Origin of the sequence: Paraburkholderia bengalensis (genome assembly GCF_037126505.1) — a bacterium.
GTDB classification, from domain to species: Bacteria; Pseudomonadota; Gammaproteobacteria; order Burkholderiales; family Burkholderiaceae; genus Paraburkholderia; species Paraburkholderia bengalensis.
Genome location: NZ_JACFYJ010000040.1, coordinates 1 through 23461, shown reverse-complemented (window position 1 = coordinate 23461; position 23461 = coordinate 1). Strand labels below are relative to the sequence as shown.

General features: G+C 64.7%; 20 protein-coding genes and 2 pseudogenes. 9 read left to right on the top strand and 13 right to left on the bottom strand.

The genetic code is table 11. The features are described 5' to 3' along the window. Window positions 1-99 precede the first annotated feature (99 nt). The 3 genes from H3V53_RS22620 to H3V53_RS22610 are packed head-to-tail and all read left to right on the top strand — an operon-like array spanning window position 100 to window position 3374. Window positions 100-1479: an MFS transporter gene (locus H3V53_RS22620; protein ID WP_336599853.1), complete on the top strand. Its 1380-nt coding sequence runs from the start codon at window positions 100-102 to the stop codon at window positions 1477-1479. Further along, window positions 1476-3170 (top strand): FAD-dependent oxidoreductase, encoded by a 1695-nt coding sequence (locus tag H3V53_RS22615; protein WP_336599852.1) that lies wholly within the window; start codon window positions 1476-1478, stop codon window positions 3168-3170. Before H3V53_RS22620 ends, H3V53_RS22615 begins: the two co-directional genes overlap by 4 nt. Window positions 3171-3197: 27 nt before the next feature. Then, entirely contained in the window at window positions 3198-3374 is a 177-nt protein-coding gene (locus H3V53_RS22610; RefSeq protein ID WP_336599851.1) for a hypothetical protein, read from the top strand. 16 nt (window positions 3375-3390) lie between these two features. On the opposite strand, the gene hpaR is transcribed toward H3V53_RS22610, so the two are convergent. Further along, window positions 3391-3867, bottom strand: a complete 477-nt coding sequence (gene hpaR / locus H3V53_RS22605; protein WP_336599850.1) for a homoprotocatechuate degradation operon regulator HpaR — start codon at window positions 3865-3867, stop codon at window positions 3391-3393. Between the two features lie 277 nt (window positions 3868-4144). On the opposite strand from hpaR, the gene H3V53_RS22600 reads away from it, so the two are divergent. After that, a complete protein-coding gene (locus H3V53_RS22600) occupies window positions 4145-5107 on the top strand; it encodes a helix-turn-helix domain-containing protein (protein ID WP_336599849.1) in 963 nt (320 codons plus the stop codon). 169 nt (window positions 5108-5276) lie between these two features. On the opposite strand, the gene H3V53_RS22595 is transcribed toward H3V53_RS22600, so the two are convergent. Together H3V53_RS22595 and H3V53_RS22590 are read right to left on the bottom strand one after the other, a co-directional pair. Continuing rightward, window positions 5277-5966 (bottom strand): HD domain-containing protein, encoded by a 690-nt coding sequence (locus H3V53_RS22595; protein WP_336599848.1) that lies wholly within the window; start codon window positions 5964-5966, stop codon window positions 5277-5279. 219 nt (window positions 5967-6185) lie between these two features. Further along, on the bottom strand, window positions 6186-7118 hold the full coding sequence (locus H3V53_RS22590) for a LysR substrate-binding domain-containing protein (protein WP_336599847.1): 933 nt from the start codon (window positions 7116-7118) through the stop codon (window positions 6186-6188). Window positions 7119-7273: 155 nt separating this feature from the next. Here H3V53_RS22590 and H3V53_RS22585 point away from each other — a divergent pair, with 155 nt between their 5' ends. Together H3V53_RS22585 and H3V53_RS22580 are read left to right on the top strand one after the other, a co-directional pair. After that, window positions 7274-8050, top strand: a complete 777-nt coding sequence (locus H3V53_RS22585) for a transporter substrate-binding domain-containing protein (RefSeq protein ID WP_336599846.1) — start codon at window positions 7274-7276, stop codon at window positions 8048-8050. A gap of 44 nt (window positions 8051-8094) precedes the next feature. Further along, the gene (locus H3V53_RS22580) at window positions 8095-9210 is read left to right on the top strand and encodes a succinylglutamate desuccinylase/aspartoacylase family protein (protein ID WP_336599845.1); all 1116 of its coding nucleotides are present in this window, start codon (window positions 8095-8097) and stop codon (window positions 9208-9210) included. Between the two features lie 232 nt (window positions 9211-9442). Here H3V53_RS22580 and H3V53_RS22575 read toward each other — a convergent pair whose 3' ends face one another. Continuing rightward, window positions 9443-10255, bottom strand: a complete 813-nt coding sequence (locus H3V53_RS22575) for an SDR family NAD(P)-dependent oxidoreductase (RefSeq protein WP_336599844.1) — start codon at window positions 10253-10255, stop codon at window positions 9443-9445. 127 nt (window positions 10256-10382) lie between these two features. On the opposite strand from H3V53_RS22575, the gene H3V53_RS22570 reads away from it, so the two are divergent. After that, the gene (locus H3V53_RS22570) at window positions 10383-11321 is read left to right on the top strand and encodes a helix-turn-helix domain-containing protein (protein WP_054923724.1); all 939 of its coding nucleotides are present in this window, start codon (window positions 10383-10385) and stop codon (window positions 11319-11321) included. A 213-nt stretch (window positions 11322-11534) separates the two neighbouring features. On the opposite strand, the gene H3V53_RS22565 is transcribed toward H3V53_RS22570, so the two are convergent. The 7 genes and pseudogenes from H3V53_RS22565 to H3V53_RS22535 all read right to left on the bottom strand — a co-directional run bounded on the left by H3V53_RS22565 (window position 11535) and on the right by H3V53_RS22535 (window position 20491). Beyond that, window positions 11535-12122: a BPSL1445 family SYLF domain-containing lipoprotein gene (locus H3V53_RS22565; protein ID WP_336599843.1), complete on the bottom strand. Its 588-nt coding sequence runs from the start codon at window positions 12120-12122 to the stop codon at window positions 11535-11537. A gap of 430 nt (window positions 12123-12552) precedes the next feature. Next, the gene (locus H3V53_RS22560) at window positions 12553-13461 is read right to left on the bottom strand and encodes a DUF2242 domain-containing protein (RefSeq protein ID WP_336599842.1); all 909 of its coding nucleotides are present in this window, start codon (window positions 13459-13461) and stop codon (window positions 12553-12555) included. A gap of 241 nt (window positions 13462-13702) precedes the next feature. Further along, window positions 13703-14815: a hybrid sensor histidine kinase/response regulator gene (locus tag H3V53_RS22555; protein WP_336599841.1), complete on the bottom strand. Its 1113-nt coding sequence runs from the start codon at window positions 14813-14815 to the stop codon at window positions 13703-13705. A gap of 9 nt (window positions 14816-14824) precedes the next feature. Then, window positions 14825-15442, bottom strand: a pseudogene (locus tag H3V53_RS22550) (chemotaxis protein CheB). Window positions 15443-15492: 50 nt separating this feature from the next. After that, window positions 15493-16341 (bottom strand): CheR family methyltransferase, encoded by an 849-nt coding sequence (locus H3V53_RS22545; protein WP_336599840.1) that lies wholly within the window; start codon window positions 16339-16341, stop codon window positions 15493-15495. Between the two features lie 26 nt (window positions 16342-16367). After that, window positions 16368-19913 carry a response regulator gene (locus H3V53_RS22540; protein ID WP_336599839.1) on the bottom strand — a complete coding sequence of 1182 codons (3546 nt, stop codon included), beginning with the start codon at window positions 19911-19913 and terminating at the stop codon, window positions 16368-16370. Between the two features lie 281 nt (window positions 19914-20194). Continuing rightward, window positions 20195-20491, bottom strand: a complete 297-nt coding sequence (locus tag H3V53_RS22535) for a DUF4148 domain-containing protein (protein ID WP_054923718.1) — start codon at window positions 20489-20491, stop codon at window positions 20195-20197. A gap of 317 nt (window positions 20492-20808) precedes the next feature. Between H3V53_RS22535 and H3V53_RS22530 the strand changes: the two genes are divergently transcribed. Beyond that, window positions 20809-21873, top strand: coding sequence for an asparaginase (locus H3V53_RS22530; protein ID WP_336599838.1), 1065 nt, complete (start codon window positions 20809-20811; stop codon window positions 21871-21873). On the opposite strand, the gene H3V53_RS22525 is transcribed toward H3V53_RS22530, so the two are convergent. Further along, entirely contained in the window at window positions 21870-22127 is a 258-nt protein-coding gene (locus H3V53_RS22525) for a hypothetical protein (protein ID WP_336599837.1), read from the bottom strand. The genes H3V53_RS22530 and H3V53_RS22525 overlap by 4 nt on opposite strands. Before the next feature lie 295 nt (window positions 22128-22422). On the opposite strand from H3V53_RS22525, the gene H3V53_RS22520 reads away from it, so the two are divergent. Continuing rightward, a complete protein-coding gene (locus H3V53_RS22520) occupies window positions 22423-23145 on the top strand; it encodes a FadR/GntR family transcriptional regulator (protein WP_336599836.1) in 723 nt (240 codons plus the stop codon). A 67-nt stretch (window positions 23146-23212) separates the two neighbouring features. On the opposite strand, the pseudogene H3V53_RS22515 reads toward H3V53_RS22520, so the two are convergent. After that, window positions 23213-23461, bottom strand: a pseudogene (locus tag H3V53_RS22515) (dihydroxy-acid dehydratase domain-containing protein); the annotation flags it as partial.

Sequence of the window (23461 nt, the reverse complement as noted above, 5' to 3'; positions counted from 1 at the left end):
GACGCATCGCCAGGCGCCGCGCGACATCCAGGCGCGGCCCGTCGAAGCGATTGCATCGGACCTCGCGTCCGGCATAGCGTCAACATCGGAGACAACGGTATGGAATCCTCCCCGCGCGCCGGCGCGCTGCACGCGACGCCCGCCACCCTCGCGCCTGATACGCCGAACGTGCCGAACGTGCATCCACAGCCCGTGATCGCGAAGGTATCGCGGCATCTGCTGTGGTTCCTGTTCGTGCTGTTCTTCTTCTCGTTCCTCGATCGCATCAACATCGGCTTCGCCGGCCTGACGATGACGAAGGATCTCGGTCTCAGCAGCACGCAGTTCGGCCTCGCGACCACGCTCTTCTACGTCGCGTACATCGCGTTCGGCATTCCGGGCAATGTGGTGCTGGCGCGCATCGGCGCGCGCAAATGGATCGGCACGATCATGATCGCGTGGGGACTCGCGTCCACCGCGACGATGTTCGCGACCAGCCCCGGCACGCTGTACGTGCTGCGCGTGCTGGTCGGCGTGACGGAAGCGGGCTTTCTGCCCGGCATCCTGCTGTATCTGACGTACTGGTTTCCCGCCGCGTACCGGGCGCGCGCGAACGCGCTCTTCATGATCGCGATGCCCGTGACGGCGGCCGTCGGCTCGGCGCTGTCGGGATTTATTCTCGGACTCGACGGCACGCTTGGACTGAAGGGCTGGCAGTGGCTGTTTCTGCTCGAAGGCCTGCCGTCTGCGCTGCTCGGCTTCGTCGTGTATGCGTATCTCGATGACGGCCCGCAGCATGCGCGTTGGCTCGACGACGACGACAAGCGCGCGCTCGCCGCGACGCTTGCTGTCGAGCATAAGCAGGACGTGCAGACGGGCGCTGCAAAAGGCATCGTCGGCGAACTGCTGTCGCCCGTCGTGGTGAAGTTCGCCATCGCGTACTTCTGTCTCGTGAACACGCTGGCGATGGTCGCCGTGTGGACGCCGCTGATCGTGAAGAGCTTCAGCGCCGACGCGAGCAACCGCACGGTCGGCCTGCTCGCCGCGATTCCGCAGGTTTGCACCATCGTCGCGATGATCGCGTGGGGCCGCCGCTCGGACCGCAGGCAGGAACGCAAGTGGCATCTGATGATCCCGATGCTGTGTTCCGCCGCCGGCTGGCTGTGCACCGCCTATTCGGCGAATCCGGCGATGCGCATGCTCGGCGTGTGCCTCGCGTCGGCGGGCTCGTACACGGCGATGTCGATCTTCTGGACCACGCCCGATCACGCCTTGAGCTTCCGGGCGCGGGCCATCGGCATTGCCGTCATCAACGCGATGGGCAACATCAGTTCGGCGCTCAATCCGCTGATCGTCGGCTGGCTGAAGGACGCGACGCACAGCTTTTCTGCGGGACTGTTGTATTCGGCGGTGCTGCTCGTGGCCGGCGTGGTTGTCGTGACGCTGCTGCCCATCGATAAACGTGAAGCACCGCGCGAAGATCTGAGGAGCATTGGATGAACAAGCAATTCAAACCGTATCCGTTCGCCGCGAAGCAGTACGCCGCGCGCGTGCCGCAATTGCAGCGGGGCGCCGATGCGCAGCGCCATGCGGTGACCATCGTCGGCGGCGGGCCGGTGGGGCTCGCCGTCGCGCTGGGTCTCGCGAATCACGGCGTGCGCAGCGTGCTGATCGAAGCGGACGACTCGGTCTGCTATGGCAGCCGCGCGATCTGCATCTCGCGGCGCAGTCTGGAGATCATCGAACGGCTCGGCGCCGTCGAAGGTTTTCTGAAAACGGGCCTGCCGTGGACGGGCGGCCGCAGCTTCTATCGCGACACGGAAGTGCTGCATTTCACGATGCCGCAGGACGAAAACCAGAAGCTGCCGCCGATGGTCAATCTCGCGCAGTATCACATCGAGCAGTTTCTGCTCGATGCCGCGGAGAAGCGCGCCGATCTGATCGACATTCGCTGGCAGACGCGCGTGAAGTCGATCGATTCGCGCGACGACGGCGCGACGCTGCAGCTGTCGACGCCCATCGGCGACTATGCACTCGACACCGATTGGGTGCTCGCGTGCGACGGCGGGCGCAGCACGATACGCGAAGCGCTCGGCTTGCAGTTGCAGGGCACGAGCTACGAAGGGCGCTACGTGATCGTCGATATCGAACTGCAAAGCGAGCGTCCGACGGAGCGGCTCGCGTACTTCGATCCATCGTCGAATCCCGGCTCGACCGTGCTCGTGCACAAGCAGCCCGACAACGTCTGGCGCATCGACTATCAGCTGCGCGACGGTGAAGACGCCGAGCAGGCCGTGCAGCCCGACAACGTGATGCCGCGCGTGCAAAGCCTGCTCGACATGATGGGCGAGAAGGGCGCGTGGTCGCCGATCTGGATCACGATCTACAAGGCCAACGCGCTGACGCTCGAACGCTACCGCCACAACCGCGTGATGTTCGCGGGCGACGCCGCGCACCTCGTGCCCATCTTCGGCGTGCGCGGCGCGAATTCGGGTATCGACGACGCGGACAACATCGCGTGGAAGCTCGCGTTCGTCGTGAAGGGGCTGGCGTCGCCTGCGCTGCTCGACAGTTATTCGGACGAACGCGTCGCCGCGACGCATGAGAACCTCAGCTACGGCACGAAGAGCACGGAGTTCATGGCGCCGCCTTCGTTCGCATTCGAGCTGATGCGCAAGGCCGTGTTGGGCCTCGCCGTGAAGCATCCGCACGTGCGCTCGCTGATCAATCCGCGCCAGACGTCGGCGATCACGTACGCGAACTCGCCGCTGAACGTCGCCGATCGCGATGGGTTTGCAACGGGCCCCGTGCCCGGCGCGGTGCTGGCCGAGTATCCCGTGACAATCGCCGAAAACGGGCGCGCACGCGAAGCGCATCTGACCGACCTCGTCACGCCGTGCTTCACGGCGCTGTGCTTCAGCGATGAAGGCGACGTGAGTCACGGGTTCGCGTCGCTGAGTGACTCGCTTCGGGAACGCGGCGTGCCGTTCAGGGTCGTGCCCGTCAGCGCGCGCCTGCATGCGCAAGCGACAGGCGTGCATGCGTGGGACCACACAGGACGCGTGTTCGAGCGTTATGACGCGAAGCCCGGCACCGTATATCTCGTGCGGCCGGATGGCCATGTGCTCGGGCGCTGGCGCAACGCGAGCGCCGCCGATATCGACGCCGCAATCGTACGCGCGCTGGCTTGATCAATCGCTCAACGAATGGAGAACGCGATGACCGATGCAGAACTCGATGCCGTCTACACGCGGCTTTGCAAGACCATGACGCAACTGGGCGAGACGAATGCGCCGCTCTTTCTCGCGCGATTCGCGTTGCTGGCGATCGGGAAGATGGATCCCGAGGCATCGCTGGCGTTGATCGATGCGGCCAGCGACGGGGTCGGAGACTAGCCGCGCGCCGCCCGTCTCACTCTTCCTCGCGCGCCTCGGCCGTCGCCAGCTCCTTGATCAACGCATCGACAGCCACATAAAGATCGTCGATCACCTTCATCCCGACCTGCTGCTCAAGCGCGCGGTATTGCGCCTCGAGCAGGGGCGCCATGCTTTCGACGATCGCCGCGCTTTGCGCCGTCAACGACACGCGCACGCGCCGCTGATCCTCCTCGAAGCGCTCCTTCGTCACGTGGCCGAGGTCTTCCATGCGCGCGAGCACGCCCGCGAGGCTCGGGCTCGAAATCGTGCACAGCGTGCACAACTGACGCGGTTCCAGCGGGCCGTCCTCGTGCAGCGCGCGAATGATGCGCCATTGCTGCTCCGTGAGTCCGTGCGCCGTCAGCAACGGACGAAAGCGCGACATCATGAGTTCGCGCGCGCGCAGCAGCAGCATCGGCAGATTGCGGTGCATCGCGAGCGGCGCGGGGGTATCGGAGCGGGCCATAACCATCGACTGTCGGAGAAACACATAATTTTACTAGGATATAAGTAAATCGACGTCTATCTTTAGTTCGCCCGGTATTTCGGACGGCTTCGGCGGATTTTTGACGCTGGCTAGAATGCGTCTGTGCGGCTTGGCAGGGCGCGCGAGTGAGTGCACGCTTACTTACCTGACTGTCGCACGCTGCCGACGGTGGCGCCCAGGACAAACCCTCGAAGTATTTTCCCGACCGCTTGGTCGGTTTATCCTACGCAACCTGGCGGATTTTTTTGATATTGGGGACATCGTGTACGTCCATCATCAGTTCTTCGACGATGCCGATGCGCACGCGGCGGCGCTGCGGGGCTGGGACCAGCGTTACGACCAGATCGGCTCCGGCGCGTTTCGCAGCGCAGTGAAGCAGATCGAGCTGGACGGCGTGCAGGTGTTCCACGAATCGGCCAATCTGCGCGTCGTGCAGCGCGGCCAGTTGCCGCCTGGTCACATGACGTTCGGGATTCCGCTCGCGGGTGCCGGCGCATTCGCGTTCGGCGGCGCGCGCATCGATCGCGGTGGCTTCGTGATGGCGGCGGGCGGCACGCCGTTCGAATTCCACTCGCCCGACGATATGGCGCTGATCGGCGTTGTGATCGACGCGAACCTGCTGCAGGGCATCGCCGATTGCGCGGGCGTCGATCTCGACGACGCTCTCTTTCGTCGCAGCGTGCTCGACATTCCGAACGCCGCCTGCGCGCGCGCCGGGCTGCAACTCGCGACGCTGATTGAGCGCGTGCTCGCGCAGCCCGATGCATTCGACGACGTTCACGCGCAGCGCGCGCTGCGCAGCCAGGTGAACGAAACGCTCGTCGATCTGCTGGCGTATCACGTGCCTGCATCGACGAACCGGCTCACGTATGCGTGCCAGGCCGATATCGTGCGCCGCATTCACGACTTCGTGATTCACCATCCCGAAGAGCCCATTGACATCGAAAGCCTCTGCAAGCAATTGCGCGTGAGCCGGCGCACGGTGCAGAACAGCTTTCAGGCCGTCGTGCAAACCAATCCGCTCGCTTACGTGCGTTCGCTGCGGCTCGCGCAGGTGCGGCGTCTGTTGCTCGACACGCGGCAGTCCGACCTGTCAGTCAGCGACGCCGCCGCGCAGTGGGGCTTCGTCCACCTCGGGCACTTTGCGAACGCGTACAAGGCGCAGTTCGGCGAGTTGCCTTCGCACACGGCGCGCAGGTCGGCGCGGACGCCCGGCGTGCGCTAGTCGCTCGCGCGGCTCGCGCGTGGCGATTGCCGCATAGCCATCGATGAAAAAAAAAGAATCCGCGCTCGCGAGAACGCGGATTCAAAGGCACGCTTGAGCGGAGACTACAAGCGGCTTGATCGTCAACAGACCTTGACGAGGAGAGAGCGTTTGTCGCGCGCGAGCGCGCTCAGGCGTGGTTGTGCGCCGGATTGCGGCACACACCCGCCTGCACGTTCGAGTCGTTCCACGCCGAACCGAGGATGATGCTGCAGAAGTTCAGGCGCTTGTATTCCGGGTCTTTCAATGCGAGCACGTCGGCCTTCACGTTGCCGAATGTGGTGAGCGGCTTGTGCTTCGTGCCGTTCGCGAACGCATCGATGATGTTCTCCTTGAAGTTCTCGCCGCGCGGATGCGCCGCGACAACCAGCTTGCGATCGTCCTGCGAGAACTCGTCGTAGGCGAGGCCCAGCACGTCCATCTCGACGCCCGCTGTCACCAGCGCGACGACGGGCTTCTTGTACTGCGGAATGCCTGGCGTCGTGTGCAGCGCGATCGCGTCCCATACCATGTCGATGTCGTGTTCGCCAATGCCATAGCCTTGCAGGAAATTGCGCGCGGCATTCGCGCCGTCCACTTCGAAGCGATCGTGCGCACTGCTGTACTTTTCCATCAGGCCCATGTCATGAAACATCGCGCCGATGTACAGCAGCTCGGGGTCGTACTTCAGCTGCTTGCGCTCGCCCGTCAGCGCGCCGAACAGGAACACGCGGCGCGAGTGGTGGTAGAGCAGATCGGTTTCGGTGTCGCGCACGAGTTGCGTCGCTTCGCGCGCCATCTTGCTGTCGGGGATCTTGATGCCTGCGATGATTTCGCTCATTTGGGGTTCTCCAGAACGTGATCGGCTGAGTCCGTTCGCTGCTTCGTGAGTAGCGATCGGCGGGTGATCAAAGTGTAGGGAGCGCCCTTTCGCGCGGCAAAAGCATTGATACCCGCGATGCTGCCAACCGCGCGCGCTTTTCTGCCAGGCGCGGCGACAAGCGCGTCAGGTGAGGGTTTTCGGGAGCGCGCGCTCAGGCGTGCGGTGCAGGTATCGCTTTCACGCTTGATGGTTTCGCGCGTGCACGGTGCGCGTGTATGACGCGAGCATCGTTGCAAGTTCCTGCGCGGCGGGCGTGAGCGGCGAGACGGCGCGTTGCAGCACACAGACGTCCTGCGCACCCGCACGCTCGCGCACGTCGATCGTGGTCAGCACGCGCGCGAACGGTCCGCGCTTAGTGACCATGGCGGCTTCCAGCGAAAGACAATCCGTCTCGCTCACCAGATGGAGCGACTCGAACAGGCCTTCGACGGTTGCAACGATCGTCGGCGGCTTCAGGCGCTGGCTCTTGAACAGATCGTTGAGACGGTGCGACAGCGGGTCGTCGGTGAGATTCGGCGAGCGCGTCGCGATCCATGAGCAATCCGCGAGTTCGGCCAGCGACTTCGCGTGCGCCTTCGGATGCCCGCGCCGGCACACGACGACGGGATCGGACGGGTACAGTTTCGTGACGAGCAGGTCGGTCGTATCCGTGTGCTTCGACACGAGCGCGACGGCGAAGTCGAGCGTGCCTTCGCGCAGCCACGCGATCATCATGCGCGACGTGCCCGTGCGCATATGCACGTCGACGCGAGGAAAGCGCGCGCGAAATTCGGTCAGCACTGGGGCGCCCGCATCGATGAGCGGCTCGGTCGTCATGCCGAACGTCACCTGGCCCGCGTACTCACCGCGCAGTTGCTGCGCTTCGTGCTCGGCGCGCGCGCATTCGCCGAGAATCGTCGCCGCGCGCTGCAGCATCCGCTGGCCGAGCGCCGTCAGTGCGATGCCGCGATTGGTGCGCGTGAAGAGCGTCGCGCCGAGCATGGCTTCGAGATGCTGCAACTGCTGCGTGATGCCGCTTTGCGCGATGCCGAGCGCGCGCGACGCGGCGCGGATGCTGCCGTGCTCGGCCACGGCCGTAAAGATTCGCAGCTGTGAAATGGTCAGGGCCATGGTCGGAAAGGCGGGAAAGGTGATGGCCGCGGGCCGGATAGCGCGGCAGCCGTGCGTTCAGTCAAAGTGATCATGATAGACAGATTTGCCCTTTTTTTGATCGCCAGCGTGTCATACGATCGGCTCGAACCGAATCGGTCACTACCCCATCTCCCATGAAGACTCCGCTGATCCTTCTCCTCGCCGCCGCACTGGGTGTTGCAAGCCACGGCGCATCCGCCCGCGACAACGACACGGTTCGCCTCGGCATCGATCCGACTTATCCGCCGATGGACGCGAAAGCGCCCGACGGCAGTCTTAAGGGCTTCGACGTCGATCTCGGCAACGAAATCTGCAAGCGCATTCACGCGCATTGCGAGTGGGTCGAGTTGGAGTTTTCCGGCATGATTCCGGCGCTTCAGGCACGCAAGATCGACGCGATCATGTCGTCGATGGCGATTACCGCGAAGCGCGAGCAGCAGATTCTTTTCACGTCGAAGCTGTTCCAGTTCAAGTCGCGGCTCGTCGCCAAGCCAGGCTCGGGCCTAAATGGCAGCGTGCCCGCGACGCTCGCCGGCAAGCAGATCGGCGTACAGACGGGCACGCAGTTCGAGTCGTACGCGCAGACGCACTGGGCGCCCGGCGGCGTGCGCGTGGTCGCCTACAAAGGCCAGGACGAAGTATTCAGCGATCTCGTCAACGGACGGCTCGACGGCGCGCTGCTCGGCACCGTCGAGGCCGATTACGGTTTCTTGCGCACGCCGCAGGGCAAGGGCTTCGCGTTCGTCGGCGAGCCGCTCGCGATGGGTGATCGCGGCGTCGGCATCGGCTTGCGCAAGGACGAGACCGCGTTGCAGGCGTCGATGAACTCGGCCATCGCGTCGATGTTGAAAGACGGCACTTACGCGCAGATCGCGCACAAGTATTTCGATTTCGATCCGTACGGCAACTGACCGGCCGCCCGATCGGGATTTCGAGCGACATTTGAAAGAGTCACATGAAAAGGCAATCGATTCCGCTTCTCTCGCCGGCTGTCGGCACCTCACGCGAAGTCGTCGCGTTTCGTTTCGGTCCGCAAAACAGCGGGCAAAAAATCTATATCCAGTCGTCGCTGCACGCCGACGAAACGCCCGCGATGCTGACGACGGTGCTGCTCAAGCGGCGTCTCGTCGAACTCGAAGCGCAGGGCTTGCTGAAGGCCGAGATCGTGCTCGTACCCGTCGCGAACCCCGTGGGCCTGAGTCAGCAGGTGCTTGGCCAGTTCATCGGCCGGTTCGAGACGGGCAGCGGCAAGAACTTCAACCGGCACTTCATGCAGTTCGCGGCGGTGCTCGACCGCGCGAAGGACCGGCTCGGACTCGACGCGCAACGGAACCGCGATCTGATCCGCGAACTGGTGCGCGAGCAGTTGGAGGCGCAAAGGCCGCTGACGGAATATGAATCGCTGCAACTCGCCTTGCTGAAGCTCTCTTACGACGCGGATGTCGTGATCGATCTGCATTGCTCGCTCGAAGCTGTCATGCACGTTTATACGAGCGAGGCAGGCTGGCCGGAGATCGAGCCGCTGGCGCGCTATTTGCGCTCGGAAGCGTCGCTGCTGGCGACGAATTCGGGCGGCCAGGCGTTCGACGAGGCGCACAGCCTGTTGTGGTGGAACCTGCAGCAGGAGATGCCGGCAGGCAAACCGATATCGACGGGCACCGTCGCGGTGACGGTCGAATGCCGCGGACAGCGCGACGTTTCGTACGACTTCGCGCAACAGGACGCGGATGCGCTCGTCGACTATCTGACGTATCGGAAGGCAATCGAAGGCAGCGTGAAGCCGCTGCCCGAACTCCCGATGCACGCGACACCGCTTGCGGGCAGTGAGCAGCTTTACGCGCCCGTTAGCGGCATCCTCGTGCATCGCGCGAAGATCGGCGACAGGATTCGTGTCGGCGACGCGCTATTCGACATCGTCGATCCATTGACGGACGAAACCACGACGATCACCAGCAATACGGAAGGCGTGCTTTATATGCGGCGCGCGATCCGCTTCGTGACGGCGGGCGCGCCGCTGGGCCGTGTGACGGGTACGCGGCCCATCCGTACGGGCGTGCTGCTCGGCGCGTGAGCCAACGGGGACTTTAGGCGCATAAAGTTCGCGCGCCAGCGTTCAGCCGCTGTTGCAGGGGACGCGCGGCGCAGCGCGGCTTTGTGCGCATAAAGCCGCGTCGAGCACACCGACGCGGGCGCGACGCACAGCGCTAGCCATCCCGCGAGCCAGTCGGCCAGCCGTTTCGCAAGCCGTTCGGCGAACTATTCGGCAAGCCATTCGTCTCGCCGCGCGGCATCGCTTCGACACATCAGGCCACCTTGAACCGCTCGGCCGGTGCATTGCGCGACAGATTCGGCCCGAGCGCCGCGCGCGTGGACTCGAACGCCTGCCAGTCCGCGTAGTTCGGCAGCGACGGAATCGTCGCCAGTTCGCCCTGGTCGAAGCCGACCAGCGACGCATCCACCATCTTTTCCGCCGACATCACGATGCCTTGGTCGAGATGCTCGACGGGCACGCCAGCGACGTCCCAGAACTCGGTGCGCGTCGCGCCGGGCATGACTGCCTGCACCTTGATGCCCTTGCTGGCCAGTTCGTGATGCAGCGACTGCGTGAAAGCCAGCACGAACGCTTTCGTGCCGCCGTAGACGCCGTTCAGAATCTCCGGCGCGATGGCCACGATCGAAGCGATGTTGATGATGCTGCCGCCGCCGCGCGCGACGAAGCCGGGCGTGACCGCATACGTGAGCCGCGTCAGCGCGACGACGTTCAGCTTGATCATCGCTTCCATTGCATCGACGTTCGCGTCCAGCAGCGGCGCAGCCGCACCGACACCGGCGTTGTTCACCAGCATCGAGATGCTGGCGTCCGTGCGCAGCACGTTCTCGATGCGGCGAATATCGGCGTCCTGATTCAGATCGGCCGTGACGATTTCGACCGAGCGGCCCGTTTCGTTGGAGATCCGCGTTGCCAGTTGTTCGAGGCGCGCGCGGTTGCGGGCGACGAGAATCAGGTCGTAGCCGCGACGCGCGAGGCGGTCCGCATAGATCGCGCCGATGCCGGTCGAGGCGCCCGTGACGACAGCCGTGCCGAGGTTCGCTGCAGCGTTGGAAGAATTCGACATATCAATGCTCCTGAGTAAGTGGATGCGGGCGACGTCGCGTCGTCTGCATGGACCCAAGATTAGGTGCATACTCGCATGGCCTCAATGTCATAGATGCCACTTTTTCAGACATCGCTGGAGTGAAAGCATGTTGCGCGTCGGAATCGTTCTTTTCCCCGGTTTCCAGGTGATGAATCTCGGCATGACCAGCGTGCTGGAGTTCACGAACCGCGAGCTGGCCGAGCCGTTATACGAATTCGTGCTGCTGTCCGAGCACGGCGGGCCGGTGCCGTGCTCGTCGGGCTTTGCCGTCTCCACCCAGCCCTTCGACGACAGCCGCTACGACACGATCCTCGTCGTCGGCGACAACGACCTGGCGCCGTCGCCGCCGTCGCTGATCGACTTCCTGAAACGCTCGGCGCCGTCCGCGCGGCGCGTCGCGGCAGCCTGCACGGGCGCGTTTCATCTCGCCGAAGCGGGTCTGCTCGACGGGCGGCGGTCCACGACGCACTGGTACTACGCGGACGAAATGCGCAAGCGCTATCCCGCCGTGAAAGTCGAGGAAGACCGCATTTTCATCATCGACAACGACATGTGGACGTCGGCGGGCATGACGGCGTGCATCGACCTCGCGTTGGCGTTCGTCGAAAAGGATGCGGGCGTCGAACTCGCGCGACACGTCGCGCGCAAGCTGGTCGTGTACCACCGTCGCGCGGGCGGGCAGTCGCAATTTTCCGCGCTGCTCGAACTCGAGCCGAAGTCGGACCGCATTCAGACGGCGCTGTCTTACGCGCGACGCAACCTGAACACGCCACTTTCCGTCGAGCAGCTCGCCGACGCCGCGCATCTGAGTCCGCGCCAGTTCACGCGCGCGTTCCGCGCGGAAACGGGGCAGACGCCTGCAAAGGCTGTCGAGCGGCTGCGCGTCGAGGCGGCGCGCCTGATGCTCGAGACAGGGCGGCATGGCGTCGACGTGGTCGCGCGCGACACGGGCTTCGGCGATCGCGAGCGCATGCGCAGGGCGTTCTTGCGCGCATACGGCCAGCCGCCACAAGCGATCCAGCGCATGACGCGCGGCATCGAATGATCCCGCGTTCGTCCGACCATCGGCATCGGCTTGCACCACACGCCGAGCGCTCGGATGGGCTGCTCCGCATTGCTCTGCACGACAAGGCCGGCAAGCGGCGCTGGTAGCCCATTCATTACCGCGCGTTTTTGCCTGCTGAAAAAGGAACGGCTCGCCATCGTCGATGGCGAGCCGTTTGAATCGGGCGTCGGGTTGTGTCGCGTCGCGACGCGTTCAGATGTTCAGCTTCGAGACCTTGGTGCCCGACAGCGAGACGTCGCCCATCAGACCGGAATTCGTCAGGACGATGGCCTCGACAGGCGCGGTGGCCGTCGACGTGTCGATTGCGCCATTCGCGCCGACCTTGATGAGCGCCACGGACGCATCGGCGCCGGCGGACCAGCCCTTCGCATTGCGGAACTGGTCGAGTGCCTCCTGCGTCATGAAGAGGAAGATGACTGCCTTCGACTGCGCGCCCGCCTGCAGGCCGAACGAGCCGGACACCGTGCTGTAGTAGCCCGCCGTAGCGCCGCCGACGCGCAGCGCGCCTTCGCCATACTGCCCGCCGACGATGAAGCCCACCTGCAGCACGGAAGGAAATACGAGCACGCCGCGCGCCTTGCCGACCAGTTCGCGCGAGCCCTGAACGCTCGTGTAGAGCTTCGCCAGCGCGCCGTCGACGCTGGCGTCGATCGATTGACGCTTGGACATGTCGGTGGCGGCGGATTCGCCGCTGCTTTTCGTCGTGGTACAGCCCGACATCAGCAGACCACCCCAGGCGAGTGCAGCAACACTTGCTGTCACGAAGTGTCGTCTTTGCATTGTCGTTCTCCGTCTATCAAGTATTGAAGGAAGGCGCGTTGATACGCGTGATCTCGCGCATGCGCAGCAGTTGCGCTTCTCTCACCAATATCAGAAAACGTGTTGCAGTTGTGCGTACGCCATCCACATCATTCGAACTTGCGCATGCGCCATGCGAACGATGTGGGACCACATCGAAGAATGCGTGTATCGGGGAGCGCAACGGAGCGCGTGATCGTTGACGAAAAGAAGCCGCATGAAGCATGCGTCTGCAGACACACGGACACCTCCATACGCGCTGCGCGAGCCCGGCGCGCCCGCGCACCTGCAGCATCTCGTCTTCGCCCATGCCGCCCGCCGCCAGCGCACGCCGCGCCGCGACGCGAAAAAATCGCCGCAATGTGCGGCGATTGTCGGGGCTTTATCGACCGGTTCGCGCGCTGCGCGCCCCTCATTGTGGCGACGCTGCCGTGCCCGACGCGGGCGATGCGGCGATCGCGGGCGCGTTGTCGGCGGCGATGGCGGGCGCGGCGGATAGTTCTTTCGCGGGCGCCGTTTGCTGCGGCGCGGCGGCGATTTCGTGCGCGGGTGTCGCCGCGGCGACGGGCGTCGATGGCTGCGAGACGACCGCCTGCGCAGGCGACGCAGCCGCCGACCGAGACCCAGCCGCCGGCACGATCACAGGCGCCGCGTTGCTGCCGGGCGCGGCGGGCAGCGTCGTGACGACCAGCGCGGGAGCAGGCGCGGGTGGCGGCAGCGGTGTTGCGTCGACGGTGTTACCAGGCACGGGCGCGCTGCGCACAACGTTCGCCAGATAGTGGCCGACGAGATCGAAGAAGCGGTCGTAGAACTTGCCCGCCTGGATCGTCTCGCTGGAAATCTTCACCATCGCGTCGCTATTCGAGCGGATGGGCAGCGACAGCGAGCCGAGCACGCTCAGTCCGACGCTCGCCGACGTATCGCTCTTCTTCAGCGCATAGCCGTTCTGCACCGCGTTCGCGTAGATGATGCTGCTGTTGGTCGCATCGTCGCCCGCCGTGCAGACGATGTGAAACTCGACGGTGAAGTGCGAGTCGCTGGCGGGCTGGAAATTCTTCGTGGCGTCGACGGTATCGGGACGCACGAGCGTCGTCATGTAGCCCTGGCTCAGCAGCGCGCGGCGCGCGCCTTCGCAGGCTTCGGCGCTCGTGACGTCGAATGTGCGCGTGTAGGGGCTTGCACCGCTGCTGGAGAAGTCTTCCTGCAGCTTCGCCTTCGGCGGCGACGTGCAGGCGCCGAGCGCAACGAGCGCGGGCAGGATCAACGCGAGAGCAAGTCGGGGCGGGCGGCTGAACATGATGGAGAAACGAACGACGAGCATCGGACGGCAAGCATTGTAGTGCGGTTTGCAGCGAGCCGTTATGACAGCCGCTGGCAACGCCGCGCGGCGTGCAGGCGCGCGGCGCCGTCGGCAAAACGGGGCGCGGACGCTCGCCCGCGCCGCGCAAGGCGGGCGCACGGCAGGCCCAAGGCACGCACGTTCGCTTACGGATTATTTCGAACGCGGGGCGCGATGCTTTCGCGCGACAACATTCGCACGCACGCACCACCCACGTGCGCGCTCAGCTCACCCAGCTTTGCGCCGTGCGCGGCAATTCGACGGTAAAGACGGTACCGATCACACCATCGGACTGGCCCATGACCTTGCCGCCATGCATGTGCACGATCTTGTCGACGATGTGCAGTCCGAGCCCGAGCCCTTCCCGCGGCTTTTGGCCCAGCTTGTTCGAACCGAACGGCTCGAACAGATGCGGAAGGACGTTGGCGGGAATGGCGCCGCGATTGCTGACCGTCAATCTGATCCGGTTCGCTTCGTCGGCGTCGATATCGACGGCGATCGGGCTGTCCTGCGCGCCATGCTGCAGCGCATTGCTGATCAGATTCGAAATGGCTTGCCACAGCAGATCGGTGTCCCACGTGCCCGTCGCGTTGCCGCGCGCCGTCAGCTTGATGTGGCTCGCGCGCTCGTGCGCGGCGAACTCTTCGATCACGGCGCGGCAGAGCGCTGAGAGGTCGCTCGCGCGCGGCTGCAACTGCATGCGGCCGCCTTGCAGGCGCGCGAGATTGAGCAGCTGATGCACCATCCGCGACATGCGCAGCGAGCTGTTGCGGATGCGGCCCGCGACCGTCGCCGACTGTTCGTCGGCGGCGTTGCGCATCAGAAATTCCGCCGACGCGAGCACCGTGCCGAGCGGCGTGCGCAGATCGTGGCCGAGCACGGCCATCAGCATTTCGTTGGCTTCGAGCAGCTGGCGCGTGGCGAGCAGTTGATCGGCGAGTTGCCGCTTGTGCTGTTCCAGTTGCACGAACACGTCGACCTTCGATTGCAGGATGCGCGGATCGAACGGTTTGTGAAGGAAATCGACGGCGCCCGCTTCGTAGCCGCGAAACGTGCGCGACGTGTCTTCCGTCGTCGCCGTCAAAAAGATGATGGGCACATGCGACGTGCGCGGGCTGCCGCGCATCAGCGACGCCAGCTCGAAGCCGCTCATGCCGGGCATGTTGACGTCGAGAATCGCGAGCGCGGCTTCGTGCTTGAGCAGCAGATCGAGCGCAGCCGTCCCCGAGTTCGCGACCAGCAGTTCGACGCCCGGACGCGCCAGCAAGGCTTCGAGTGCCGTGATGTTATGGGCGATGTCGTCGACGATCAGAATATTGACGGGCGAGTTCGTCATCTCATGGTTCTAGTGTGTGGCTTGCAAACCGGCAAGCCGGCGGGCCATCTGGGTTGGAGAAAGCACTTCGTCGGCGGCGCCGCGCTGGATCGCCGCGCGCGCATCGTCGCGCAGATCGCCGTGAGCGGGTCCTGCACCCACGCGAGGCCGCCCATCGCGCGGATCACTTCGAGGCCGTGCGCGCCGTCGTCGTTGGCGCCCGACAGCAGGATGCCGAGCAGCCGGTCGCCGTACGCGTGCGCCGCCGATTCGAACAGCACGTCGATGGACGGGCGCGAATAGCGCACCGTCGAATCGATCGACGCGCTCGTGCTCGTCGTCGACGAGCATGTGGTACGCGGGCGGCGCGACATGCACGCGGCCGGGCAAGGCGGGCTCGCCCGCGTCCGGCTCGACGACGGGCAGCGCGCAGCGATACGCGAGCATCTCGGCGAGGCAGCTCGGCGAGTCGGGCGGCACGTGCGTGACGATCAGCACGGCGACGCGAAACGACGCGGGCAGCGCGGGCAGCAGCACGTTCAGCACTTCGATGCCGCCCGCCGACGCACCGATCGCGACGGCCTCGAACGCGCGCGCGTCCATCGGCGCGGCGCTGCCTTGGGGCGAAGGTCGGTGAGGGGTGCTCATGCGTCGTCGCTCATGCGTCGTCGATATCGGTCGAAGTGATGTGTCAAAGGCTAGCGCTTCTGATAGATGCGCTCGCGTTCGCGGAATTCGTCGAATGCATCGTGCTGGTCCGAAAAACGCAGACTCTCCTTGCTGCCGAGGCCGAGAAAACCGCGCCGCACGAGCGTGTCCTTGAACAGCCCGATGGCGCGGTTCTGCAGCGCGCGGTCGAAATAGATCAGAACATTGCGGCACGACACGAGATGCGCTTCGAGAAACACTTCATCCGTCGACAGGCTGTGGTCGGCGAACACCACGCGCTCCTTCAGCGAGCCCGCGAAGCGCGCGCCGCCGTAGGCCGCATGATAGTAGTCGGACAGCGAGCGCTTGCCGCCCGCCGCCAGATAGTTGCGCGTGAAGCCCGCGACGCGCTCCAGCGCGTAAATGCCCGCTTCGGCGCGCGCGAGCGCCTCGGGATTGATGTCGGTCGCGTAGAAGAGCGTGCGCTCCATCAGGCCCGCTTCGTCGAACAGGATTGTCAGCGACCACAACTCCTCGCCCGTGCTGCATCCCGCCACCCACACCTTGATCGACGGATAGGTTTGCAGCACGGGCAGCACGTGGTCGCGCAGCGCGCGGAAATAGGCGGGGTCGCGGAACATGTCGCTGACCTGCACCGTCAGGTAGTGAAAGAGCCGCACGAAGTCCGCTTCGCTGCGCATGATGCGATCCTGCAACTGCGACAGCGTGGTGACGCCGAACTCCTGGAGTGCCTGCACGAGCCGACGCCGCAGCGACGACATCGAATAGTGACGGAAGTCGTGCTGGTACTTCAGGTAAATCGCATCCAGCAGCAGCTTCAACTCGATGTCGAAGTCGTGCATCCGTTGCGGCGAATCGTCGTAGGAGATGCGGCTCATGTCTCGCTCTTGCCGTTACAGTGCCGTCAGCGCTGCCGCAGCCACACGCGGCACAGCGAGATCAGCTTGTCGACGTCGATCGGCTTCGAGATGTAGTCGTCGGCGCCTGCTTCGAGACAGCGCAAGCGGTCCTGCGCCATCGCCTTCGCCGTCAGCGCGATGATGGGCAGATGCGCAAAGCGCGCGTCGTTGCGGATGTGCGAGATCGCCGTCAGGCCGTCCATCTCCGGCATCATGATGTCCATCAGCACCAGGTCCACTTCGCGCCCGCTGTTCAGCGCTTCGAGTGCTTCCCGTCCGTTGCGTGCGATGTCGAGCTTCGCGCCGAGCGGCTCGATCACGTGCGACAGCGCGAAGATATTGCGCACGTCGTCTTCGGCGAGCAGGATCGTGCGGCCTTCGAAGTGGTTGTCGCGCTGGCGCACGGTGCGCAGCATGCGCTGCTGTTCCGGCGCGAGCGACGATTCCACGCTATGCAGGAACAGCGTCACTTCGTCGAGCAGACGCTCCGGCGACTTCGCTCCCTTGATGATGATCGATTTCGAATAGCGGCGCAGGCGGTGTTCTTCGTCGCCCGACAGCATGCGGCCCGTGTAGACGATCACGGGCATCGCCTGATGCGCGACGTCGGCGGCGAGCTGTTCGAGCAGATCGTAGCCCGTGCCGTCGGGCAGCGCGAGGTCGGTCACGACGCAGTCGAAAAGCGTCGCGGACAGCTGTTCGAGCGCGCCCGCGAGCGTCGCGACGGCGACGATCTCCGTCGTCTCGCTTTGCAGCAGCGCGCGAATGCTTTCGCGCATCGCGGCGTCGTCCTCGATCACCAGCACGCGTTTCATACGCTGCTGCAAGCGGCTTTCCAGACGGCGGATCGCCGCTTCGAGCGTGGTGCGCGCGGTCGGCTTCAGCGTGTAGCCGACGGCGCCCAGATGCAGCGCCTTTTCCGCGTGATCGGTCGCGGACACGATGTGAATCGGGATGTGGCGCGTCGCGGGATCATTCTTCAGCCATTCGAGCACCGTCAGGCCCGAGCGGTCGGGCAAGCCCACGTCGAGCAGCACGGCCGTCGGCTGCATGTCGCGCACGAGCGTCAGGCCCGTCGTTGCGTCGACGGCATGGACGAAGTCGAAGTCGAGTTCGTGCGTGAGATCGCGCAGGATTTCGGCGAAGGCCAGATCGTCCTCGATCGCGAGAATCAGGCGGCTTTCGTGGCGGCGCGCATGGCGGTCGTCAGCGAGCGAGGCAGGCGCGTCAGCGAGCGAGGCAGGCGCGTCAGCGGGCGAGGCAGGGGCGTCGGCGGGCGCGGTTTCGGCGACGGACTGCGAGGCGGGCGAAGCTGCGGGGCGTGCGGACGAAGCAGGATGCAAAGCAGGATGCATCAGCGGCGCGGCGGCCCGTGTTGGATGCGCCGCTTCGGCCACTTCGGCTTCCCCGGGCCGCAGCGGCAGCCACAGCGTGAACACGCTGCCCTTGCCGGGCTCGCTCGCGACGCTGACGCGCCCGCCCAGTAGCCGCGCGAACTCGCGCGAGATCGACAGGCCGAGGCCGCTGCCGCCGTAGTGGCGGCTCGTCGAGCCGTCCGCCTGCTGGAACGCTTCGAAAATCAGTTCGAGCTTGTCGGCGGCGATGCCGATGCCCGTGTCGCGCACGTCGAAGCGCAGCGCGTCCATGTCGCTGGCGGCGACCGTCAACGCGACTTCGCCGCGCTCGGTGAACTTCAGCGCATTCGACAGCAGATTGCGCAGAATCTGCGTGACGCGCTGGCCGTCGGTGACGATGGTGTCGGGCGCGCCCGGCGCGCGCGACACCGAAAGCGCGAGCGACTTCGTTGCCGCCATCGGCTCGAACATTTCGCGCAACGATTGCAGCATCGAATCGACGGCCACCGGTTCGTTGTCAATCACGATCTGGCCCGCCTCGACTTTCGACAGATCGAGAATGTCGTTGATGAGCACGAGCAGGTCGCTGTTCGACGCGTGGATCGTTTCCGCGTAGCGCACCTGTTCTTCCGTGAGATTGCCCGTGCGGTTCTCCTGCAAAAGGCGCGCGAGAATCAGCGAGCTGTTCAGCGGCGTGCGCAGTTCGTGCGACATGTTCGCGAGAAACTCGGACTTGTAGCGGCTCGACTGTTCAAGGCGCGCGGCATTCGCGGCAAGCTCGTCCTGCGCTTCGAGCAGGTCGGCTTTCTGGCGCTCCAGACGCTTCGCGTAATCCTCGAGCTGCACGTTGGTCTGCTCGAGTTCCGCCTGCTGCGTTTCGAGGCGCGATTGCGATTCGACCAGTGCACGGCCGCGTTCCTCGAGCCCTTCGTTCGACACGCGCAGTTCTTCCTGCTGCACCTGCAACTCTTCGTTCAACTGCTGCGTTTCGGCGAGCGCGTCCTGCAGGCGCTCGCGATACAGCGCGGCTTCGATGAAATCGCCCATGCTGTTGGCGATCAGTTGCAGAAATTCGTGATCGCGTGGCCCGATGCTGCGCATGAAGCCGAGCTCGACCACGCCATTGACGACGCCGTCGTTCTCGACGGGCAGCACGACGAGATTGCGCGGCTTGCTCATGCCCGTGCCCGAGACCACTTTCACGTAGTCGTCGGGGACGTCGTTCAACACGAGCGTGCGCCGCGACGCGGCCGCCTGGCCGACGAGGCTTTCGGCGTCGCGGAACGAGCGCGTCGCGATCTCGCTTTCGTGGCTGAAGCCGTAGGTCGCGATGCGTTTCAGGCTGCCCGAGGCGCGGTCGCGCGCGTACAGCGCCGCGACGGCAACGTCGAGGTATTGCGAAAGAAAGTCGAGGATGGCGCGGCCGACGAGGGGCGGCGTCGACTGGCCCACCACCTTCTCCGCGAGCAGGCGCTGCCCCGAGCGCAGCCACACCTGCTGCTGCAAGACTTCCGTGTGCTCGGCCTGGCGCGCGAGCACGCCGTTATACGCTTCGGACAGATTGACGAGGTCGCGCCGTCCGCGCCACGCAATCACGCCGCTGATCGACAGGCTCACGAAAAGAAACACGCCGACCAGCAGCGCCGTGACGCTGCGCGCATTGCTGGAACGCTGCGCGCGCAGCGCGTCTTCGACACCGAGGAACTGCCCGAATAGCCGCCGCGTTTCGTCGAACTCGATCTTGCCGCGACCGCTTTTCACTTGCGCCGTGTAATCCATGTTGCGGCGGCGCAGATCGATCATTTCCTGCGCGAACTGGTCCCAGTGCTGCTGTACGCCATGAATGCGCCGCAGTTGTTCGACTTGCGACGGGTTATCGGACACGAGTTGCATCAGCGAGTCGATCTCGGTTTCAAACCGCGGCTGACCGAGCTGATACGGCGCGAGAAAAGTCTCGTCGCCCGTAATCAGAAAGCCGCGCAATGCGGACTCGCGATCGACGGCAAGCCGCAGCATTTCATTTGCGTCGCCGATCACGCGCTCGGAGTGTTCGACCCAGCTGATCGTACTGACGAGGTACGCTATCAGCGCGACGAACAGCGTCATCATGACCACGCCGAGCATGAGCGGCAGCCCGATATTGCGGCGAATGATGCGACGAAAACTGATCTGGTCGACGGCGGCAGGCGCGGTCATTTTTGCCGCGCCGTCGGCTGTCTCATGTGTTGGATTCGGCATTTCTGACTGAATAAAACGAGAGCGTCTTGAGTTATCGCCGGGATGGTCGACTGCATGGCGATACCTGGCTGTCGTCATGCATATCGTTGTGTCGTCAAGCATTGGAAGTATCACATGGCGACGGGCGGTCGTGGCGCGTCCGGCGCCGCGCAACACATATCACGCCGATAAAAACGACAAGGCCGCGCGCAAAAACGACTGCGCGCGGCCAGTGCAATCAGATGAAGTTGCAGCGAGGCTTACTGACTCGCGCCTTGTCCGATACCCGCTTTCTTCTCCGCGTTCTGAATGTCCTGCGGATAATTCGGGTCGTTGGCCGTGGGCTTGTAGCCCGCGTCTTCGAGCTTCTTCAATTCGGCATTCTTCTTCGCGCGCGCTTCCTTGCGGGCCTGCTTGCGCTGCTCCTTGGTCGGCTTCGCTGCTGATGCGGCGGCGCCCGTCGCGCCCGTGTCGGTTTGCGCGAATGCAGGCGCGATCGCGCCGACACCGAGCGCGGCCGAAGCGAAGAGAACGATCAGTTTTCTGGTGATAGGCATTTTCCTTCTCCTTGAGGATGACGCGTTGAATGCGCCCGGCGATCGATTCCGCACGCGCGGCCTGGCACGGGACCCATTCGCCCCACAAAATGGGCGTCGGGTGAATCCAATGTAGCCGACACGCACGGATCGCGCCTGGCAAGGCTGGACCGGTAGAATCCGCGAACATGTCACGCTGTTTCTGCAGACAGAAGCGCAATCGCCATTCCGCTCGCAAGCGAGCGAACTGCAACCGCCATTCCGATTTCGAGCAGATAACCGAATGGCAGCCCGATTGCAACTGAATCGCAACTGAATCGCATTCGAAGGAGACCCGCATGTCCGTTGCTGCCATCGTCTATCGCGGCGATATCGTCGAGAACACGCATGTCGCGCACGTCGCCGTTGTCGATACGGACGGCGCGTTGTTATATGCGTACGGTGACCCCGCGCGCTTCACGCTGGCGAGATCGGCGGCCAAGCCTGCGCAGGCGCTCGCCGTGGTCGAAACGGGCGCGCTCGAACGCTGCCGGTTGGACGACGCGGATCTGGCGCTGATGTGCGGCTCGCACAGCAGCGAAGACCGGCATATCGAACGCGCGCGCAGCATGCTCGCGAAGGCGCAGGCGAGCGAGGCCGATCTGCGTTGCGGCGGCCATCCGCCTATTTCGGATGCCGTCTGGCGCGAGTGGATCAAGCGCGATTTCGTGCCGGGCGCCGTGTGCAGCAACTGTTCGGGCAAGCACGCGGGCATGCTGGCGGGCGCGCGGGCGATCGGCGCGGCGCTCGCGGACTATCACCTGCCCGAGCACCCGTTGCAGGCGCTCGTGAAGCGCACGGTCGCACAGGCCTGCGATCTGCCCGACGAAGGCGTGCAATGGGCCGTCGACGGCTGCAATCTGCCGACGCCCGCGTTCCCGCTCGATCGGCTCGCGCGGCTCTACATGAAGCTCGCGCGCGCCGCCGACGGTCACGCCTCGGCGCAGCCGGAACGCAACGCCGCGCTCGCGCGCATTTATCGCGCGATGACGTCGCATCCGGACATGGTCGCGGGCGAGGGCCGTTTCTGCACGGTGTTGATGAGCGCGCATCGCGGCGCGCTGGTCGGCAAGGTGGGCGCGGACGCGAGCTATGCGATCGGCGTGCGTGCGTCGGCGCAGACGGCGAAGCTCGGCGCCAAGGGCGCGCTCGGCATCGCGGTCAAAGTGGAGGACGGCAACCAGGCGGTGCTCTACGCGATCGTCGCGGCGCTGCTCGACAAGCTCGGCATCGGCGACGACGACACGCAGCGCGCGCTCGATCCGTTCCGCCTGCAAACGATGCGCAACACCGTCGGCCTCGCAACCGGCCGCGTCGACGTGACATTGACGCTCACCAGCGCCCGCGAGACGACAGGCGCCTAGCTCGACGACTGGCTGTCGCTGTCGTTGCCTTTATCGTTGCCGGGAGGATCGAACATCGCCTGGCACTTCGGCGACAGCTTGTCGTAGTGCTCTTTCATGCAGGCTTCGATCTTCGCCTTGTTGGGAATATGGGTCGCGCAGAACTTGATCGCGTCGTGTTTGCAGGCTTTGGTCTGCTCGTCGCGCGTGGCGGCCGCTGCGGCGCTCGCAGCCGTCACGCATAGAGCAAGCAGGAGTAGCGATGGGAGCTTCATTGCCAGGTCCATGTCGAAGTGAATGCGCAAGTTGAGCAAAGTTGAGCAAGTTGAGTAAAGCAGCCCAGGCATCGACGATCAAGCAAAAAACGAACCCAACGCGGCACGCCGCACGCATGATGCCCGCCCGCGATCCGTGCCCATTGGGGAAGGCGCCGCGCGTTCCCCATGCTATGCTTGCAGAGCCCGCACGGGCACTTCATCGGCAACGCCCTGGCGCCTCGTCCGCTCGAAGCCTCTTCCGCGGCGGGAACGGTACAGCTATCCGCATACGCACGCCCACAACAAATACATCATGGACTACCGGCATCTTCAGAAACGCAAAAGCCTGCATGCGCGGATCGTGCAGGAACTCGGCATCGAAATCGTGAGCGGCCGTCTCGTGCCCGGCGAGCGTTTGCCCGCCGAAGCAACGCTGTGCGAGAAATATGGCGTGAGCCGCCCCGTGCTGCGCGAAGCAACGCGCGTGCTGGTGGCAAAAGGGCTGGTGATTTCAAAGCCGCGCGTGGGCAGCGTCGTGCGCAAGCGCGAAGAGTGGCACATGCTCGACCCCGATGTGCTGTACTGGACGCTCAACAGCATTCCCGAAGGCGAGTTCTTTCTGTCGCTGATGACAGTGCGCCGCATCATCGAGCCGGCTGCGGCGGCGCTCGCCGCGACGGCGGCCACGGATGAAGACCTCGCGCGCATCGGCTCCGCGTACGACCGCATGGAGCACGCGCAAAGCGCTGGCGATCTGCTGGAGCCGGACCTCGAATTTCACCGCGCGATCATGGCCGCGACGCACAACGACATGCTCGCCTACATCGGCAACATGATGTCGCTCGCGCTGACGGAATCGATCAAGCTGACGAGCCGCCATCCCGACACGCACGCGCTGTCGCTGCCGCGTCACAAGGCGATCCTTACCGCGATCCTGAATCGCGATGCGCTTGGCGCGCGTCAGGCGAGCCTTGTGCAGCTAGAAAACGCACGCGCCGACGCCGATACGATCCTCGGCATCGGCACGCAGGCGTGATCTGACCTGAACGGCGCGCTGGCGCGCGGCGTTCAGTGTTCGGCTTCAGCTTGCGGCGTTCAGCGCCTTAGTGCGAATGCGCGGGCACTTCCGCGCCGCGGCAACCCACCAGGAAATCGAAATCGCAGCCCTGATCGGCCTGCAATACGTGGTCGATGTAGAGATTGCGATAGCCGCTTGCATCGGCGGGATTGCGTTGCTGCGTTTCTTTCCAGTCGGCGAGTCGCGCCGTCATTTCCTTCTCGTCGATATCGACGTGCAGACGCCCCGCGTCGCAATCCAGTTCGATCCAGTCGCCGTCGCGCACCACGGCAAG